Origin of the sequence: Sulfitobacter sp. UBA4523 (assembly GCF_002388305.1) — a bacterium.
GTDB classification, from domain to species: Bacteria; Pseudomonadota; Alphaproteobacteria; order Rhodobacterales; family Rhodobacteraceae; genus Sulfitobacter; species Sulfitobacter pontiacus.
In genome coordinates this window covers 58,811-72,652 of record NZ_DGMH01000035.1, presented here as the reverse complement: position 1 = coordinate 72,652, position 13,842 = coordinate 58,811, and the positions used below count along the sequence as shown (strand labels likewise).

Sequence of the window (13,842 nt, the reverse complement as noted above, 5' to 3'; positions counted from 1 at the left end):
CAGGTGCTGATATTGCCGACGATCATATGCTTGAGACCCGACAGCGACCCGCTGATGATCCGGCCTGTGTTCTCTACCCCACCCCAAAGCGCTGTCAGCACGCCAGGGTTCGTCGTGGCGGTATCAAAGGCGGTGCCGCCCACGATGCCAATGCGCATCTGCGACTTGAAGCTGCCGTCCGGCTGCGGTTCGTCCGTCACTTTGGGGCGCAGGGTGATGTCCAGCATTTGCCCGTCGCGCCAGATATCAAGTTCAAGCGGTGTGCCTTCAGACGCTTCAACAGCGGTCTTCAACTGGCGGAAGGCGAAAATCTCTGCCCCGTCAACCGAGGTGATCACATCGCCGCTTTTCAGACCGGCCTCATAGGCCGCGGATTGCGGCATCACCTGCTTGACCAGCGATGGCATGACGTAAGGCCCATCCACGGTCACGACTTCCCCGCCACGGTTCACCTCATAGGGCAGCGGCTGGTCCAGCGGGATGCTGGCGAAAGCATCGGCATAGGCGGTGGCATCGGACACCGGCGGCAGGGTCACCCCGCCGATAGAGACGATCTCGTCCCCTTCCACCAGTTCATTCTGTTCAAACGGCAGCGGGTGCATTTCCCCGACGGTCATCGGGTCACGCGGAACGCCGACCGACAGGCCGATGGCCGCGAAGACCAGAATGGACAGGGCAAAGTTGAACACCGGCCCCGCAGCGACCGTGGCTGCACGCGCCCATAGCGGTGCCCCATGCATGGTGGCACGCAACCGCTTCGGGTCCGCCTCGGCCGCTTCCATCGCGGCCACATCCTTACCCGAGGCCGCATCCGCATCGCCCGCGAATTTCACGTAGCCGCCAAAGGGCAGCGCCGCGATCTGCCACTTGGTACCGCGTTTGTCGTAGCGGCTGTAGATCACCGGGCCAAACCCGAGAGAGAAGACATCGGCATGGATGCCGGACCAGCGTCCGACGATATAATGACCGTATTCATGGATCGCGACGATCACCGACAGGGCAATCACAAAAGCCAGAAGCGTCCAGATCAGCCCGCCAAACTGCGGGATCAATGCCATAATATCCAAAACTCTACCCTGCCCTCTTTGTTATTGCGGCCCATGCGGCCTGCCTTGCCAGATGGTCCACCTGTGCGACGTTATCAAGTGTGATGGCCGCATCGATCACCCCATTGTCAGGGAAAAGCGCTTCCATCGTGTCTTCGACGATCTCTGCCATCTGGGGAAAGCGCAGCTTGCCGCCGATAAACCCGTCCAGCGCGACCTCTTTGGCGGCGTTGAACACCGCACCGGCCATGCCACCACGCGCCATCACCTCGCGCGCGAGGCGCAGGGCGGGCCAACGGATGTCATCGGGGGCGCGGAAGTCAAAGCTGCCGATCTTTGCCAGATCCAGCCGCTCTACCGGCAAATGGGTACGGTCGGGGTGATGCAGGGCAAAGCCGATGGCGTGGCGCATGTCGGGCGGGCCAATATGCGCCATCAAGGCACCGTCATTGAACCCCACGAGCGCATGGATCATCGACTGCGGATGCACCAATACTTCGATCTGGCTGGGGTCCACGCGAAAATATTCTCGCGTTTCAATGACTTCCATCGCCTTGTTGAACATCGACGCGCTGTCGATGGTGATGCGCTGACCCATATCCCAGTTTGGATGGCTCGATGCTTGCTCTAACGTGGCATCGGCGAGCTTTTCCAGCGGCCAATCGCGAAACGCCCCGCCGCTGGCGGTGATGATGATCCGTTCCACCGCCGAGATATTCTCGCCGATCAGGGCCTGAAACACGGCGGAATGTTCGCTATCGACCGGCAGCATGGTGGCCCCATGTGCCATGGCCGTATCCAGCATCAGCTGACCGGCGCAGACCAGCGACTCCTTATTGGCAAGGGCCAGCGTCGCGCCTTGTTTCAACGCCTCCATCCCCGGTGCCAGACCCGCGGCCCCGATAATGGCGGACATGACCCAATCAGCGGGGCGTGCGGCGGCCTCGTTGATGGCTTGGGGTCCGGCGGCGGCCTCTACCCCCGTGCCCGATAGCGCGTCGCGCAGGTCGTCTAGCAGATGCTCATGGGCCGTGACGGCAAGCTGCGCGTTCAACCGCTGCGCATCCTCTGCCAGCTGCGCGATATTGCTGGCACCGGTCAACGCGACGACATCATAGGCGTCGGGTGCGCGCGCGATCAGATCAATGGTGTTCTGCCCGATAGAGCCCGTGGCCCCGAAAATACTGACTTTCTTCATAGGGTGAAGATCAGCTTAGCGCGGGGGTGATGGTCAGGAAACGACCAATGATCAGCAGGAACAGCGCCGCCCCCAACATACCGTCGAACCGATCCAGCAAGCCGCCATGACCGGGGATCAGGTTAGAGCTGTCCTTGACCCCCAAGCGACGCTTCATCCCGGATTCCGCCATATCACCCATCTGCGACGCCATCGACATGGCGACAGAGACACCGACCAGCTGCAAGCCCACACCGGTGTTGATCGAGAACAGGAAACCGACAGCCGCCGCCCCGATCCAGCCCGCAGCCGTGCCGGACCATGTTTTCTTGGGGCTAACCTTGGGCCAGAACTTTGGCCCACCGATGGCACGTCCGGCGAAATAGCCAACGACATCGGTGATCACCACAACCAGCACCAGCCACATCAGCCAGCCAAAGCCGAAATTATCGCGAACCTGCGTCAGCCCGAAACCGGCCAGCATGATCATCACGGTGAAGCACATGAAAATCGTGCGGTGTTTTTCCAACTGGCCAAAGCCCACCAAGGCGGGGGCCAGCAGCACCGGCAGGGCAAAGCCCACGGGCAGGTAGATCGCGGCGAGCGTCGCCGCCCCGACCAGCAAGCCCATCTGCATCCGCGCGCTGCGGTTTGACGGGTTCAACATCCCCACCAGTTCCCACGCCATGACGCCGCAAATGATCGCGACGAGAACGTGGAACACGGGCCCGCCCAGATAGATCCCGCCCAGACCGACCACGATCATCGCCAGCGCCGAACCGACGCGCGCCGTGAGGTCGGACCAGCGTTCCGAAGAAGGTGTCATAGTGCTTTCCTTTCGTCGTACGATCAGGAGGACACGGCACCAAAGCGCCGGTCGCGATTGCCAAAGGCCGCACAAAGATTGCCAAACTCGGCCTTGGTGAAGTCGGGCCAGAGCGTATCAATGAATTCATATTCGGCATAGGCTGATTGCCACAGCAGAAAGTTCGATATCCGCGCCTCGCCACTGGTGCGGATCACCAGATCGGGGTCCGGCAATACATGGGTGTCCAGATAGCGCGGCAGGGTTTCTTCGTCGACGTCCTCAGGGCTGAGCAGACCCGCTGCAACGTCCTGCGCCAGCCGCTGCGTCGCGCGCGCGACCTCGTCGCGGCCGCCGTAGTTCAGCGCAATCGTCAGATGGGTACGGGTGTTTTCCGCCGTCTCTGCCTCTAGCACATTCATCAGCTTGACCAGTTTCGCATCCAGCCGGACACGGTCACCGATAAATCGGACGCGCACGCCCTTGGCTTTCAGCGCTTTGGTCTCTTTGGTGATATAGCGGCGGAACAGGCTCATGAGCCCCGCCACCTCGACCTGAGTACGTTTCCAGTTCTCGGTCGAGAAGGCAAAGATCGTCAGATATTCGACGCCGAAATCGGGACATGCCTCTACGATTTCACGCACGCGTTTGGCACCGGCGTGATGCCCGAACAGACGCGGACGCCCCCGCTGGGTCGCCCAACGGCCGTTTCCGTCCATGATGATCGCAACATGGCGCGGTGCCCCTGGGACAAGCTGGAAGGTCTGGTCGGTCGCAGCAGGCATCATCTATCCTTATCGAACTGCAGGCCGATGCGCGGACCCTGGGGTCGCGCGCATCGAATAAGGTACTTAAACCTGCATGATCTCGGCTTGTTTGCTTTCAAGCTGCTCGTCGATCTGGGCGATGAACTTGTTGGTCATGTCCTGAACCTCACCCTCCCAGACTTTCTGATCGTCTTCCGACATGCCGTCGGCCTTGGCTTTCTTGATCTGGTCCATACCGTCGCGGCGCACGTTGCGGATCGATACACGGGCGCTTTCGGCATATTGCCCCGCGACCTTGGTCAGCTGGGTGCGGCGTTCCTCGTTCAGCTCGGGGATCGGCAGCATGATGATCGTGCCGTTCAACTGCGGGTTGATACCCAGACCGGATTCACGGATCGCTTTCTCGACCTTGCCGACCAGCGCCTTGTCCCAGACGTTGATGGTGACCATGCGTGGCTCGGGCACGTTGACGGTGCCCACCTGGTTGATCGGCGTGCTGCTGCCATAGGCGTCGACCATCACAGGCTCCAGCATAGAGGCGGACGCGCGGCCTGTGCGCAAAGAGGCAAATTCGGTGCGCAACGATGCGATTGCGCCGTTCATGCGCCGCTCAAGATCGTCTGTGTCCAGCATAAAATCGTCTGACATGATGTCCCCGGTGGTTTTGTAACTATCTAGATTTGAACCGATATAACGCGATCAAGCCCCCCTTGTATAGGGAGCCCCGCATCTATCGCAGGTTGGGGCCTAGCCCTGAACCCGTGTGTATGTGCCCTCGCCCGCGAGAATCCCCTTGAAGCCGCCCGGCTCGTCCAGAGAGAAGACGATGATCGGCAGGTTGTTGTCGCGCGCCAAGGCGATGGCAGAGGCATCCATGACCCCCAAGCGCTTTTGCAGCACGTCGTCATAGCTGACGGCATCATAGCGGACCGCATCGTCGAATTTGGCGGGGTCTTTGTCATAGACACCATCGACCTTGGTGCCCTTGAAGATCGCTTCGCAAGCCATTTCATTGGCGCGCAGCGTTGCGGCGGTATCGGTGGTGAAATACGGGTTGCCGGTGCCCGCGGCAAAGATGCACACGCGCTTTTTCTCAAGGTGGCGCACGGCGCGGCGGCGGATGTAGGGTTCGGCGACCTCGTTCATCGTGATCGCGGAAATCACCCGCGTGTGGATGCCCAGTTCCTCCAGCGCGGATTGCATCGCCAGCGCGTTCATCACGGTGGCCAGCATCCCCATATAATCGGCGGTGGTGCGTTCCATCCCCTGAGCCGATCCTTGCAGCCCGCGGAAGATATTACCGCCCCCGATGACCATGCAGATTTCGACGCCAAGATCGTGAACCGATTTGACCTCGTTCGCGATGCGTTGCACGGTTGGCGGGTTCAGCCCGAACCCCTGATCGCCCATCAATGCTTCGCCTGAAATCTTTAGCATGACCCGGTTGAATGTTACTTTTGACTGGCTCTCGGGCATGGGCGCACCTTTCAGGGTGTGGGAGGGGTTTTCATTGCGCCGTAAAATGTCGCAAATAGCGCAAACATTCAATGCTCCGTCAGAGGTTCACGCAAAGAAATGCCAGATGCCCCGCTGTCCCGCGTCTCTGACGTGGTTTCCTCTATCGACCCTACTGCGCCTGTCCTGATCGCGGGGCCCACGGCCTCGGGTAAATCGGCGCTGGCGCTGGCGATTGCGCAGGCTCAGGGCGGGGTGATTGTGAACGCGGATGCCAGTCAGGTCTACGGCTGCTGGCGCGTGATCTCGGCCCGCCCCCCAGCCGAGGAAGAGGCCTTGGCACCGCATCTGATGTATGGCCATGTCGCAGCACACGCCCCCTATTCGGTCGGCCACTGGCTGCGCGAGGTGACCGAGGTGCTGCGCCAGCCCGCACGCCCGATCATTGTGGGTGGCACGGGGCTTTATTTCGCGGCGCTGACCAAGGGGCTGGTGGACATTCCCCCGACCCCCGATGCGGTACGCGCCGCGGGCAACACCATGACCCGCGCGGCGATGATCGACGCGCTTGACGCAGAGACGGCGCGCCGCATCGATCTTTATAACCCCATGCGCGTCCAGCGTGCGTGGGAGGTGCAGCAAGCCACAGGGCGCGGGCTGGCCGCGTGGCAAGATGATACGCCGCCGCCCGTCCTGCCGATGGATCGCTGCCAGCCCGTCGCCGTTGCCGCGTCAAAGGACTGGCTGAACGACAGGATCATCCGTCGCTTTGACCAGATGCTGGACCAAGGCGCGCTGGACGAAGTCGCCGCCGTGCGCCCCGATTACGACCCCACCCTGCCCGCGCACCGTGCCATCGGCGTGCCCGAGCTGATGCGCTACCTTGACGGCGTAACACCGCTTGACGTGGCGCGACAGGATGCCATCATCGCGACACGGCAATATGCCAAACGGCAGCGCACGTGGATGCGCAAGAACACCGCCGATTGGCTGCAATATGTGCCGGGGTAGCACGCGGCTGCCAAAACGGCGAAATTATCTTTTACTGCCTTTATCTTTCCGTATCTCTGTATAACGATAGTGTTCACTTGTCTTTTGCTGATAGGGTCATGCAATGACAGAGAACACGATCGAATTGCTGACGCTGGCGCAACTGTCGCAAGGGCAGGACTGGCGCGTGCAGCTTTGTCATGACCGGCCTGTGCATATGCTGATCTGGATCACCCGCGGTCAGGGGTTGCTGCAGCTTGACGGCCAGCGGCGCGGCTTGGGGGCGCATAACGCGGTGTTCATCCCTGCCCGTGCGCTCTTTGCCCTTGATATGGGGCGGCAGGGCATCGGGCAAGCGGTGGTGATCCCCGACGGCACCGAGCTGCGCCTGCCCCAAATGCCGCGCCACCTGCGTATTCGGGATGTGCAGGCCCAGACCGAACTGACCGGCCTGATCGAAGCCGCGCAGCGCGAACAACAGGCCAAGCGCCCGCTGTATCATGACGCGTTAGAGGGGCACGCGGCGCTGATGTCGGTCTGGCTGCGGCGCCAGATCATGCAGGACGAACATGTGCCCAACCGGCGCAACGCCGCCGCACGGCTCAGCGCGCGGTTCTGCCAGATGGTCTGTGAACACTACAGCAGCGGCGCACCGATGGCGCAATACGCCGAAAGCCTGGAGGTCACGCCGACGCATCTGTCACGGGCCGTAAAATCCGCGACCGGCAGGACTGCGGCGGATATCCTGACCGAACGGGTGGTGCATGAGGCACGGCACCTGCTTGGCACTACAGAGCATTCCGCACAGGATATCGCGCGCCACCTTGGCTTTGGCTCTGCCGCCTATTTCACACGGTTCATGCAGCAACACACGGGCCTCACACCCTCGCGCCTGCGGGCAACGGCGGCCTGACGCGTCGGGGCCGGTGGCCGCAAGGACGCTCGGGGTAGCGCCCTTTTCCAAAGTACCGAGTTGACCTGCCACCGCGACCTGTGGCTGACTGGCATTCAAGAAAAACACATCCGCACCGCCCATGTCATGGTGGAAAGCGGACAATAAGGGAGCCGCGCAGCGCGCAACGTATCGGCAAAAGCCGGACCGCGCTGCGACAAATTCAAACGCAGCCGCGCGCCTACAAGGTGTCGCCGTACCGCCGCGCAACAGGGTCATCACATGGGTATTTTCATATTGCGCCGTTTGGGCGTGATGGTGGTAACAGCGCTATGCCTGACCTTTATCGTGTTCTGGCTGACCAACCTCTATCCGAACCTCGAAAAGCTCGCCAAGACCCAAGGCAACTTCCGCATGTCCGACGAAGCGGTCGCAAGCTATCTGGGAGATCGCGGCTATCTTGACCCGCTGCCGGTCAAATTCGGCCAATGGCTGGGCGTCATGCCCGGATGGGTGACGCAAGAGGAGGACGGCACCCGTTTCGGGCGCTGCTTTACCAAGGACACGCCCGAGGACGACCGCCGCCGCTTTTGCGGTATCTTGCAAGGGGATTGGGGATTTTCCACTGTTTTCCAAGAGGATGTCGGCCCCACTGTCCTGACCCGGTTGGCGCTGACGGGCAAGTTGATGGGCTGCGTGATCCTGCTGATGGTGCCGATGGCGCTGATCGTGGGCGTGCTGGCAGGGATGCGCGAAGGGTCGCGGACGGACCGGACCCTGTCGACCTTTTCGATCCTGACAACCGCGACGCCTGAATATGTCTCTGGTGTCGTGTTCATCGCCTTGCTCGCCTCCTCGCGGTTCGGGCTGTCGCCCCTGCTGGCCGACTGGGGCTGGATCGACAGCAAAACGCTGTTTCTGGGCTCCGCCGCCAGTGCGATGAAAGACGCGACCTTCTGGAACTTCTTTCTGCCGGTGCTCACCATCTCGCTTTACGGGATGGGCTATATCGCGCGCATGACCCGTGCCTCGATGACCGAGGTGATGACCGCGCAGTACATCCGCACGGCGCGGCTGAAGGGGGTCAGCTTTGGCAACATCGTCCTGAAACACGCCCTGCGCAATGCATTGATCGCGCCGTTCACGGTGATCATGCTGCAAATCCCGTGGCTTCTGAACGGAGTCGTCATCGTCGAGACCTTGTTCAACTACAAGGGCTTCGGCTGGCTGTTGGTCCGCGCCGCGTCGAATAATGACATCGAGCTGTTGCTGGCCGTGTCGGTCGTGTCGGTGATCGTGGTGCTGACAACGCAGCTGATCTCGGACATCGGCTATGTCGTGCTGAACCCGCGCATCCGGATCACCTGAGGAGACAATGTAGATGGACCCATTGACATGGACAGGTGCGCTGGACTGGGTGAACCCATTGCTGGGGGGCACGGTGTTGGTCGTGCTGCTTGGCATCGCGATGCAGATGGTCTGGCCCCTGCTGCCGACTTCCCCTGCGGGAGCGCGCCGCTTGGGGCAGATCACCACCGCGGGGATCGCGGCGGCGACGGCGTTGCTGATGGTCTATGTCCTCGGGGGCATTTTCATGGGTGCCGAGGCCGGCATTTTTGGCGGCATGGCGCAGCGTCTGCTGCCGGTCTGGATTGCCCTGATCGTGACCTTTGCCCTGTCGATCGCCTTCAAACGCCGGCTGGGGCTTTATGGCAAACTGTTTGACAGCACCGTTGGTATGATCGGCTTTGGGCTGGTGATGTTCTGGGTCTATACGGGGCTGTTCGGCGGGGTGTTCGACATGATCGTGACCCATGATAGCCTCAGCCAGACCTCGGGCATGAAGAACAAGCTTCCCGGCACACCACTGGCCCGCGCTGAGGATGGCGACTACCCGTGGTTCCTGCTGGGCGGCGATAACCTTGCCCGCGATGTGTTCAGCCGCCTGATCAAGGGCGCCTGGGTGGTGATCCAGATCGCGCCGATGGCGACGGTCTTTGCCTTTATGGTGGGGATTACGCTGGGGCTGCCTGCGGGCTACTATGGCGGTAAACTGGACGTATTGCTGAGCTTTCTTGCCAATCTGATCCTCGCCTTTCCGGTGATCTTGATCTTTTATCTTCTGGTCACCCCCGAAATCGTGCTGACCGGACTGCCGAATTACATGGCAATTGTGCTGTTCATCTTTCCACTGGTGTTCCTTTGGGTGCTGCTCAACACACGTCTGCGCACGCAGCCAAGCACCCGCACGCCGGTGCTGGTCGTGGTACTGGGGCTGGTGGGCTGGCTTTACCTCGCGATGATCTCGGACGATGGGGCGCTGGTGCGGACCCAGACCTACGAGATCCCGGGCCTGCCTGCGTTTCTGGATTTCCTCGACATCGGGCCGGGGTTGCTGGTGGTCTTTGTCGCGGTGGTTTTCGTCAATGCACCCACAGTATTCCGGATCGTGCGCGGGCTCGCACTGGACATAAAGACACGCGACTACGTGGCGGCCGCGCAGACCCGCGGCGAAGGACCGTGGTACATCATGTTGTGGGAGATCCTGCCCAATGCCCGCGGCCCCCTGATCGTCGATTTCTGCCTGCGCATCGGCTATACCACGATCCTGCTTGGCACGCTGGGGTTCTTTGGGCTGGGACTGGAATCCGAAAGCCCCGATTGGGGCACCACGATCAACGCAGGGCGGCGCCTGCTGGCGCTCTACCCCCATGCGGCAATCGCGCCGGCGCTGGCCTTGCTCAGCCTTGTGCTGGGGTTGAACCTGCTCGCGGATGGGCTGCGCGAAGAGAGTTTGCGGGATTGATTTGGGGGAACCGCCGCGGGGGCCAGCCCCCGCACCCCCGGAGTTTACTTGGCAAAATGAAGTATATGGTTGCGGTTGAAGGTAAGGGAGTTGGACATGGGCGAGGCATATGACGGGCCAATTCTGGAGATCGACGGGCTGTCGATCTCTTTCTTCACACGGCTGCGCGAAATTCCGGCGGTGATGGATTTTTCAGTCTCGGTCAAACCGGGCGAGGCTGTGGGGCTGGTTGGTGAATCCGGTTGTGGTAAATCAACTGTCGCCTTGGGCGTGATGCAGGACCTTGGGGTGAACGGGCGGGTCGTGGGCGGGTCCATCAAGTTCAAGGGGCGCGATCTGTCCCAGATGAGCGCCGCTGAGTTGCGTCAGATCAGGGGCAGCGAAATCGCGATGATCTATCAAGAGCCAATGGCCTCTTTGAACCCCGCCATGCGGATCGGGCAGCAGTTGATGGAAGTGCCGATGATCCACGGTGGCATGTCGAAACGCGAGGCCCATGCCCGCGCCTTGCAACTGGTGACCGACGTCAAGCTGCCGGACCCCGAACGTATCCTCAAGGCCTATCCGCATCAGCTGTCAGGCGGGCAACAGCAGCGCATCGTCATCGCTATGGCCCTGATGTCAGAGCCATCCTTGCTGATCCTGGACGAGCCCACCACAGCATTGGATGTCACGGTCGAAGCGGCGATCATTGATCTGATCAAAGATCTGGGGCGCAAATACGGCACCTCTATGCTGTTCATCAGCCACAACCTCGGGCTGGTGCTGGACACCTGCGATCGCATCTGTGTCATGTACTCCGGCGAGGCGGTCGAGCGCGGGTCGATTGCGGATGTGTTCGACGGCATGCGCCATCCCTATACACAGGCTCTGTTCCGGTCGATTCCGCTGCCCGGTGCCGACAAAACCGCGCGCCCGCTGGTCGCTATCCCCGGCAATTTCCCCCTGCCCCATGAACGCCCCGAAGGCTGCAACTTTGGCCCGCGCTGCGATTACTTTGTCGCGGGGCGCTGCGATCAGGGTGCCATTCCGATGCTGGATGTGCCCGAAAACACGCGACACGCGACCCGCTGTATCCGCCACGATGACATCGACTGGGCCGCGCCGATGGCGCATGCGGCGACCAAGTCGAAGGGAGAGGTTGGCGACGTCGTTCTGAAAATGGACAAGCTCAAGAAATACTATCAGGTGGCGGCGCATTCCATGTTTGGCGGAACCGGTACCAAAGTGGTTAAAGCAAACGAAGAGCTGAGCTTTGAAGCGAGGGCGGGTGAAACCCTTGCCATCGTGGGGGAATCCGGTTGCGGCAAGTCCACTTTTGCCAAGGTTCTTATGGGGCTGGAGACGGCCACAGCCGGTCACCTGCTGCTGGATGGCCGTGATATCGGGACTACCGCGATCGAGGATCGGGGGACACAGACCGTCGCTGATATCCAGATGGTGTTCCAGAACCCTTTCGACACATTGAACCCGTCAATGCCCGTGGGCCGCCAGATCATCCGCGCGCTTGAAGTGTTTGGCGTGGGCACATCCGCGCGTGACCGTAAGGCGCGCATGCTGGAGCTGCTGGATCTGGTCAAACTGCCGCGGGAATTCGCCAGCCGCATGCCGCGCCAACTGTCGGGCGGGCAGAAACAACGCGTGGGGATTGCCCGTGCCTTTGCCGGAGACGCGCGGATCGTGGTGGCGGATGAACCCGTCTCGGCGCTTGATGTCTCGGTTCAGGCGGCGGTGACGGATCTTTTGATGGAGATCCAGCAGGCGCAACAGACCTGTCTGTTGTTCATCAGCCATGACCTGAGCATCGTGCGATACCTTAGCGACCGGGTGATGGTGATGTATCTGGGGCATGTGGTCGAATTGGGCACTACGGATCAGGTGTTCTCTCCGCCCTATCATCCCTATACCGAAGCGTTGCTGTCAGCGGTGCCGATTGCCGACACGCGGGTGAAGAAAAAACACATCGTGCTGGAAGGCGATGTCCCCTCGGCGATGAATCCGCCGCCCGGTTGCCCCTTTCAGACGCGCTGCCGATGGAAATCTCGGGTGCCGGGAAATCTGTGCGAGACGCAGGTGCCAGAGCTGCGGCCGCTGGCGGCGGGGCATACGGTGAAATGTCATCTGGATGACGCGCAGCTTGCAGCGATGGAGCCGGTGATCGAGATGGACGTTACGGCGCGCTAAACCCTTCGCTACGCATCTAAAAAACGGCCATCGCATGTGCGATAGCCGCTTCTGCCTGATCGAGGCAGGGTGGCTTATTTGCTGACGCCGCTACCTGCGGTGTTCAGATTGCCGACCTGTTCGGCCACCTCATCGGCAAAACCGTTGATCATGACTTCGTAAAATACACCCTCGGTCGGGGCCACGGCGACGTAACCCTCGGGCACGACCTGATCGACCGAATAGGCGGCGACATTCACAGGGAAGCTGCGTGCGCCGATCGATTCATTGGGCGACGTGATGTCGACCACACCTTCGATCTCGTTAAATTCCTGGCTATCGCTCAGCATCGTATCCCCATCCAGCGAGATTTTGCGGATGTCGATGTTGATCGTCGGATCGCTGGCGTCATCGCTGCCCAAGACGCGGGCGGCCACGGCGGCTTTCAGATCCTCGGTGATCTGGGGGTAATATTCCATCGCGTTAGCGTCCTGCGCGGCGTCGATGGACGAGCTTACGTCAATCGCAGAGAAGGCGACTTTCTCTTCCGCAAATGCGGCAGTGGACAATGCGGCCAAGCTTACACCCGTGGCCAAGACGATCGATTTAACTGAGTTGAACATGCGAATGCTCCTTATCTTTCTGATGCGCGCAGGCCGTAGAAGACGACCTGCTGACGCTGTGGAAAGGGAACATCAGCCGTGGCGATATGGTTCCATCGCCGCGAAAAACGGCAAGCGGAAATCAGCATGCTGCGGCGAAATATGTTTTATTTACAGCAATCTATCGCGGTGCATCACAGACCCGCGATCACCTTCACATAGTTCTTGGTTTCGGCGTAGGGCGGGATGCCACCGTATTTCTTCACCGCCCCCGGCCCCGCGTTATAGGCCGCAAGCGCGAGGTTCCATGAGCCGAACGCCTGATATTGACGCTTGAGGTATCGTGCGCCGCCATCAAGGTTCTCGTAGGGGTCGGTCGGGTCCACGCGCAGGATCCGCGCCGTTTCAGGCATAAGCTGCGCCAGACCAAGCGCGCCTTTATGCGACCGCGCCGCAGGGTTCCAGCCGCTTTCCTGCTGCACGAGGCGCAAGAAGAGATCCGCCGGAATGCCGTGGCGCATCGCGGCTTCGCGCGCCATGCCAAGGTAGACGCCCTTGTACTTGCCGCGATATTTGGGTGTGTCCCATTTTGTCGGGGTGACCACGCGTTGTGGCTGCAGCCGGACAGAGGCCGCATATTGTTTTGACGCCCGTGTGTCCAGAATCTTGGTCTGGGACGCAAAAAGCTTGGTCCGGTTCTTGGACGAAAACACATCGGCGGCAACCGGTGCTGCGCCCACAGAAACGCAGCACAGCGCCGCCGTTAGTAAAATTCGCATATTGTCCCTGCCCCACGCAGTCTCAATTCCCGCAGACCATATCAAACTGACCCGTTGGTGCCACCCTTTATTGCCCCCTGTCACATCTGCGTGGGTCGCAACGGCGATAATCCCGCCTCCCCCCTGTTTATCGCAAACCCTGCTGGGTATAACGTCGGCCAATCCAAGGTGCGTGCGGGATTCGCACGTGGCCCGTAAACTTGCAGCAAATGGGGGCATCATGGCCGGCTCAGTGAATAAAGTGATCCTAATCGGGAATCTGGGGCGCGATCCCGAAGTGCGTTCGTTCCAGAACGGCGGCAAAGTGTGCAACCTGCGCATCGCGACATCCGAGACATGGAAAGACCGCAACACCGGCGA

13 protein-coding genes and 1 pseudogene are annotated in these 13,842 nt (G+C 60.9%); 6 read left to right on the top strand and 8 right to left on the bottom strand.

The genetic code is table 11. The features are described from left to right. The 6 genes and pseudogenes from B3849_RS08725 to pyrH all read right to left on the bottom strand — a co-directional run. Positions 1-998, bottom strand: a pseudogene (locus tag B3849_RS08725) (M50 family metallopeptidase); the annotation flags it as partial. A gap of 73 nt (positions 999-1,071) precedes the next feature. Further along, entirely contained in the window at positions 1,072-2,244 is a 1,173-nt protein-coding gene (dxr, locus tag B3849_RS08720; RefSeq protein ID WP_278426276.1) for a 1-deoxy-D-xylulose-5-phosphate reductoisomerase, read from the bottom strand. 10 nt (positions 2,245-2,254) lie between these two features. Then, positions 2,255-3,049, bottom strand: a complete 795-nt coding sequence (locus B3849_RS08715; RefSeq protein WP_278426275.1) for a phosphatidate cytidylyltransferase — start codon at positions 3,047-3,049, stop codon at positions 2,255-2,257. A 23-nt stretch (positions 3,050-3,072) separates the two neighbouring features. Beyond that, positions 3,073-3,816: a polyprenyl diphosphate synthase gene (gene uppS / locus B3849_RS08710; protein WP_005853406.1), complete on the bottom strand. Its 744-nt coding sequence runs from the start codon at positions 3,814-3,816 to the stop codon at positions 3,073-3,075. A gap of 63 nt (positions 3,817-3,879) precedes the next feature. Beyond that, positions 3,880-4,443 (bottom strand): ribosome recycling factor, encoded by a 564-nt coding sequence (frr, locus tag B3849_RS08705; RefSeq protein WP_005853404.1) that lies wholly within the window; start codon positions 4,441-4,443, stop codon positions 3,880-3,882. 99 nt (positions 4,444-4,542) lie between these two features. Next, on the bottom strand, positions 4,543-5,271 hold the full coding sequence (pyrH, locus tag B3849_RS08700) for a UMP kinase (protein ID WP_009826990.1): 729 nt from the start codon (positions 5,269-5,271) through the stop codon (positions 4,543-4,545). 99 nt (positions 5,272-5,370) lie between these two features. Between pyrH and miaA the strand changes: the two genes are divergently transcribed. From miaA to B3849_RS08675, 5 genes are all read left to right on the top strand, one after another. Next, positions 5,371-6,261, top strand: coding sequence for a tRNA (adenosine(37)-N6)-dimethylallyltransferase MiaA (miaA, locus tag B3849_RS08695; RefSeq protein ID WP_278426274.1), 891 nt, complete (start codon positions 5,371-5,373; stop codon positions 6,259-6,261). Between the two features lie 103 nt (positions 6,262-6,364). After that, entirely contained in the window at positions 6,365-7,153 is a 789-nt protein-coding gene (locus B3849_RS08690) for a helix-turn-helix transcriptional regulator (RefSeq protein WP_278426273.1), read from the top strand. A 261-nt stretch (positions 7,154-7,414) separates the two neighbouring features. Then, positions 7,415-8,500: an ABC transporter permease gene (locus tag B3849_RS08685; protein WP_278426272.1), complete on the top strand. Its 1,086-nt coding sequence runs from the start codon at positions 7,415-7,417 to the stop codon at positions 8,498-8,500. Between the two features lie 13 nt (positions 8,501-8,513). Next, positions 8,514-9,938 (top strand): ABC transporter permease, encoded by a 1,425-nt coding sequence (locus tag B3849_RS08680; RefSeq protein ID WP_278426271.1) that lies wholly within the window; start codon positions 8,514-8,516, stop codon positions 9,936-9,938. Between the two features lie 96 nt (positions 9,939-10,034). After that, the gene (locus B3849_RS08675; RefSeq protein WP_286780023.1) at positions 10,035-12,122 is read left to right on the top strand and encodes an ABC transporter ATP-binding protein; all 2,088 of its coding nucleotides are present in this window, start codon (positions 10,035-10,037) and stop codon (positions 12,120-12,122) included. A 74-nt stretch (positions 12,123-12,196) separates the two neighbouring features. On the opposite strand, the gene B3849_RS08670 is transcribed toward B3849_RS08675, so the two are convergent. Both B3849_RS08670 and B3849_RS08665 read right to left on the bottom strand, forming a co-directional pair. Then, positions 12,197-12,724 carry a hypothetical protein gene (locus tag B3849_RS08670; protein WP_278426269.1) on the bottom strand — a complete coding sequence of 176 codons (528 nt, stop codon included), beginning with the start codon at positions 12,722-12,724 and terminating at the stop codon, positions 12,197-12,199. Positions 12,725-12,897: 173 nt separating this feature from the next. After that, positions 12,898-13,482 carry a lytic transglycosylase domain-containing protein gene (locus B3849_RS08665; RefSeq protein ID WP_278426268.1) on the bottom strand — a complete coding sequence of 195 codons (585 nt, stop codon included), beginning with the start codon at positions 13,480-13,482 and terminating at the stop codon, positions 12,898-12,900. 187 nt (positions 13,483-13,669) lie between these two features. Here B3849_RS08665 and ssb point away from each other — a divergent pair. Further along, on the top strand, positions 13,670-13,842 hold a 173-nt coding region (gene ssb / locus B3849_RS08660; protein WP_414718037.1), incomplete at its 3' end, for a single-stranded DNA-binding protein.

Excerpts from the sequence above, each read along its gene's own strand:
- pyrH (WP_009826990.1), bottom strand. The coding sequence starts at position 5,271 with ATGCCCGAGAGCCAGTCAAAAGTAACATTCAACCGGGTCATGCTAAAG.
- B3849_RS08685 (WP_278426272.1), top strand. The coding sequence starts at position 7,415 with ATGGGTATTTTCATATTGCGCCGTTTGGGCGTGATGGTGGTAACAGCG.
- B3849_RS08670 (WP_278426269.1), bottom strand. The coding sequence starts at position 12,724 with ATGTTCAACTCAGTTAAATCGATCGTCTTGGCCACGGGTGTAAGCTTG.
- uppS (WP_005853406.1), bottom strand. The coding sequence starts at position 3,816 with ATGATGCCTGCTGCGACCGACCAGACCTTCCAGCTTGTCCCAGGGGCA.
- B3849_RS08715 (WP_278426275.1), bottom strand. The coding sequence starts at position 3,049 with ATGACACCTTCTTCGGAACGCTGGTCCGACCTCACGGCGCGCGTCGGT.
- dxr (WP_278426276.1), bottom strand. The coding sequence starts at position 2,244 with ATGAAGAAAGTCAGTATTTTCGGGGCCACGGGCTCTATCGGGCAGAAC.
- B3849_RS08675 (WP_286780023.1), top strand. The coding sequence starts at position 10,035 with ATGGGCGAGGCATATGACGGGCCAATTCTGGAGATCGACGGGCTGTCG.
- B3849_RS08690 (WP_278426273.1), top strand. The coding sequence starts at position 6,365 with ATGACAGAGAACACGATCGAATTGCTGACGCTGGCGCAACTGTCGCAA.
- B3849_RS08665 (WP_278426268.1), bottom strand. The coding sequence starts at position 13,482 with ATGCGAATTTTACTAACGGCGGCGCTGTGCTGCGTTTCTGTGGGCGCA.
- B3849_RS08680 (WP_278426271.1), top strand. The coding sequence starts at position 8,514 with ATGGACCCATTGACATGGACAGGTGCGCTGGACTGGGTGAACCCATTG.
- miaA (WP_278426274.1), top strand. The coding sequence starts at position 5,371 with ATGCCAGATGCCCCGCTGTCCCGCGTCTCTGACGTGGTTTCCTCTATC.
- frr (WP_005853404.1), bottom strand. The coding sequence starts at position 4,443 with ATGTCAGACGATTTTATGCTGGACACAGACGATCTTGAGCGGCGCATG.